The following is a 4,413-nucleotide window of genomic DNA, read 5'->3' as shown; positions in this document are numbered from 1 at the left end:
CCCTGTTTTGCTTTGTTAGTTCCTATTTTTTTCATAGTAAAAACCTTTTCATATTAAAACATTAGGTTGTTTTTATTTTTGATACGTAGCTTTTTAACTCATCTAAACATAACAACTAAAACGTCTTTTACCTACAAAACACGTTTAGATGCAGGGTTTCTAAGTTTAATTTATTCAATGGTTTACAAAGGCGCTGTGGTATTCAGATCACATTGTTTACAAGGGATTTATTTTCTTGCACCAACTAATTTTGACATTGTCGGCTCAAAAGGTAAGGATCGGGCTATTACAAGAATAATCAACTGTCACAATCACCATCATTTTTGAAGGTGTATTGTTGGCTAAATTGAATCTTAGAGAGAAAAGAAATTGAATAGCAACTCCAATTCTATTGCTCAACAGGACAATGAGAAAACAGGATTATTTTCCAGGTTTCTCGCCACTGTTGAATGGTTAGGAAACCTACTTCCACACCCTGTTACCCTATTTGCCATGCTATCGGTATTTATTGTCGTTTTGAGTGGTATCTTAGGCTACTTTGACATATCTGTTGCCGATCCTCGCCCAGTTGACGCCAAAGGCCGAGCACCAGATGGCATTATCGAAGTCGTTTCCCTGATGAATGCAGAAGGGTTACAACGAATCGTCACTAACCTCGTGACCAACTTTACTGGTTTTGCTCCTTTAGGTACCGTTTTGGTGGCCTTGTTAGGTGTTGCCGTTGCCGAGCACAGTGGTCTACTTGCTACAACAATGCGCTCAATCGTATTAAACGCATCAAAACGCGGTGTGACTTTTGCGATTGTTTTTGGTGGTATAGTCTCAAATACCGCTTCTGAACTCGGCTATGTGGTACTTATTCCACTTGCAGCCATGATCTTCCACTCACTGGGGCGTCACCCACTGGCAGGCTTAGCCGCCGCTTTTGCTGGTGTATCTGCAGGTTATAGTGCCAACTTATTATTAGGTACTGTAGACCCTCTTTTATCGGGTATTACTGAAGCAGCCGCACATATGATTGACCCTGATTACGTCGTCGGTCCTGAAGTAAACTGGTACTTCATGTTTATTTCTACCTTTGTGATTGCGTTTTTAGGTACCCTAGTAACCGAAAAAATTGTTGAACCAAGACTCGGTAAGTTCGATCCGAACAACGCGTCGGTTGAGCTAGAACCACAATTAATGGAACCACCAACTGCACTAGAAAAGCGTGCATTAAAAATGGCTGGTCTATCCTTCGTTATTGTTTGCGGTATCTTGGCTCTCACCATTGTCCCTGAAAATGGCGTATTACGTCATCCTGAAACAGGCGAAGTAGCCGGTTCTCCATTCTTAAAAGGCATCGTTGCGTTTATCTTCGTGACGTTTGCGATTCCAGGTTTTGTCTACGGTAAAGTCGTTGGTACGATGAAGAACGACAGAGACGTTATCGCTGCAATGGCCAAAAGTATGAATACCTTAGGTCTTTATATCACCTTAGTATTCTTTGCCGCTCAGTTCGTTGCGTTTTTCAAATGGACAAATCTAGGTACTGTCTTAGCAGTAAAAGGTGCAGCGGCATTAACCGCACTTGGTTTAGATGGCCCGGAAGTATTTGTCATCTTCATTTTAATGTGTGGTTTAGTTAACTTGTCATTGGGTAGTGCGTCAGCTCAATGGGCAGTAACCGCGCCAATCTTTGTTCCAATGCTGATGTTGATTGGTTTTGCACCAGAAGTCATTCAAGCGGCGTATCGTGTCGGTGACTCTGTGACTAACGTCATTGCGCCTATGATGAGTTATTTTGGTTTGATATTGGCGATGGCAGCCAGGTACCAAAAAGACTTGGGAATGGGCACGTTAATAGCAATGATGCTGCCTTACACAATGATATTCATTGTGGGTTGGACCATCTTGTTCTATCTCTGGGTGTTTGTATTCAACATGCCAGTGGGTCCTGGTGCAGCTACCTATTACGTGCCTTAATAAGGCGTTTAGGTAACAATCTATGAAGTCGTAACCTTCTCGATAACTATCTTTTAGAAAGCGATCTTCTAGACAACAAAATCACTGACAACTGTGACCTTAATAATTAAGCCCTCTTTACAGAGGGCTTTTTGTTTTTATTAACAAGTCCTTCAACTAGGTGTATGTTAAATATACAAAATCAAACTGAGCTCCTCTCCAAGCAAGTTAAGGAATGTCATGAAAAAAACCTCCGCTTTTTTAATCAGCTCGTTTATCGCATTTACTGGTGCTTTGGCAGGCTCTAAGAGTCACGCCGACACTATTATTGATGACGTCACAGGTAAACCTGTCACTATGCGAGAAGACGGCAGAGGTGACCGTGTCGTCGGTGCACCGTGGGCGACACGTTCGCCCGTTCTTGCAATGAATGGCATGGCCGCGACGTCACACCCACTTGCCACACAAGTAGCCATCGATATTTTGCAAGCAGGCGGAACGGCTACGGATGCTGCTATTGCCGCCAATGCTGCAATAGGATTAATGGAGCCGACTGGCAATGGTATAGGCGGAGACTTATTTGCGATAGTTTGGGATCCAAAAACCCAAAAGCTTCACGGCTTAAATGGCTCAGGGCGCTCACCAAAAAGTCAAACGCTTGTCCAACTAAAAGAGAAGATTGGTGATGTGAGTCAAATTCCAAACTGGGGTTCGGCTCCAGTCACAGTGCCCGGAACAGTGGACGCTTGGTTTGAGTTACACAAAAAGTTTGGCAAATTACCTATGGCCACCAACTTAGCGCCAGCCATCGACTACGCACGACAAGGGTTTCCAGTCACCGAAGTCATCGCCTACTACATGGACATCTACCAAAAACGTTATGAACGACTACACAAGGCAAAAGAAATTGAAGAAATTGCCAATTACCAAAGTACCTTTCTGATTAATGGCAAGGCCCCAACAGAAGGCCAAGTTTTCAAAAACCCAGACTTAGCCAATACTCTTGAAAAAATCGCTAAAGACGGAAAAGATGCCTTTTACAAAGGCGACATCGCGAAAACCATGGATGCCTATTTCAAACGCATTGGTGGCGCCCTTCGTTATGACGACTTTGCCTCGCATTCAAGCACATGGGTTGAACCCGTTTCAGTCAATTACAGAGGCTATGACGTTTGGGAGCTACCACCAAACGGCCAAGGTATTGCCGCGCTACAAATGCTGACAGTGCTCGAAAATTTTGACTTAAAAAAGATGGGGCACAACAGCGCAGACTATCTACACGTCATGGCGGAAGCCAAAAAGCTCGCCTTTGAAGACCGAGCGCGTTTTTACGCTGATCCTCAATATCAAAACATCGACTTAGATTACTTGTTGTCAGAAAAATACGGTCAAAAACGAGCAAAACTTATTGATATGAAAAAGGCCGCCCATCAAGTTGAACACGGCGACCCTAAGCTCATCGAAGGCGATACCATTTACCTCACTGTTGCCGACAAAGACGGTATGATGGTCAGCTTAATACAAAGTAATTATCGAGGCATGGGTTCAGGCTTAGTCGCAGATGGTCTTGGCTTTATCTTTCAAAACCGCGGCGCGCAATATTCACTCACTGAATCACACCCTAACGTGTATGCTCCAAACAAACGTCCATTCCACACCATCATTCCGGCGTTTGTCACCAAAGATAACAAACCTTACATCAGCTTTGGCCTCATGGGCGGTGCGATGCAACCTCAAGGGCACGTACAAATGATCACCAACATCATCGACTTTGGCATGAATGTACAGCAAGCAGGTGATGCAGCGCGTTTTCACCACAAAGGTTCCACATCACCAACATGGGAAGGCAGAATGCAAGACGGCGGCACACTCGAGCTTGAAAGTGGTATGCGCGCTGACGTTGTCAAAGCGCTACAGAAAAAAGGTCACAAAGTTCACATTACCAGCGGCCCATTCGGCGGCTACCAAGCCATTTTAAAAGACCTAACCTCCGGTGTTTACCACGGCGCGAGTGAAATGCGTAAAGACGGACAAGCACAGGGGTATTGATTTGGGCGAAACAGAGCCTCGAGGCGGAATGCAAATGCCCGGAGCATTTGCCAACAGCTTTAGCTGGCCCGAAGGGCGAAGTCCAAGGATGGGCGAAGTAATCGAACGTTGCGCAGCAACGTGAGATTGCCTTAGGTACCGTTTTATCCCCTAAATAACCAAAGGGCGAATATAATTAAACATATTGAACAAAAGAGAGTGTTTAAATCAGGACAACTTTTAATATGGGGATAAAATGGTGCCTCGAGGCGGACAAAATTGTCTGGAGCAATTTTGAATAGCTTTAGCTAGCCCGAAGGGTAAAAACCATGGATGGTTTTTATAATCTAAGTTCGATGCGTCAAGAGGCGCTATTGAGTGAAGCGAAATGGTGCCTCGAGGCGGAATCGAACCACCGACACGGGGATTTTCAATCCCCTG

2 protein-coding genes are annotated in these 4,413 nt (G+C 44.6%); both read left to right on the top strand.

Going from position 1 to position 4,413, the window contains the following annotated elements:
• Positions 1 to 369: 369 nt before the first annotated feature.
• On the top strand, positions 370 to 1,965 hold the full coding sequence (locus tag AC4E96_RS12875; protein WP_488032405.1) for an AbgT family transporter: 1,596 nt from the start codon (positions 370 to 372) through the stop codon (positions 1,963 to 1,965).
• A 336-nt stretch (positions 1,966 to 2,301) separates the two neighbouring features.
• On the top strand, positions 2,302 to 3,993 hold the full coding sequence (gene ggt, locus AC4E96_RS12870; RefSeq protein ID WP_490256106.1) for a gamma-glutamyltransferase: 1,692 nt from the start codon (positions 2,302 to 2,304) through the stop codon (positions 3,991 to 3,993).
• Positions 3,994 to 4,413 lie beyond the last annotated feature (420 nt).

It is taken from the genome of Psychrosphaera sp., from assembly GCF_982872775.1.
The sequence above is the reverse complement of the archived record's forward strand: the minus strand, read 5'-3'. Positions and strand labels throughout refer to the sequence as shown.

What these genes read in the sequence shown, in the direction of transcription:
- ggt (WP_490256106.1), top strand. Translation starts at nt 2,302, where the DNA reads ATGCGAGAAGACGGCAGAGGTGACCGTGTCGTCGGTGCACCGTGGGCG.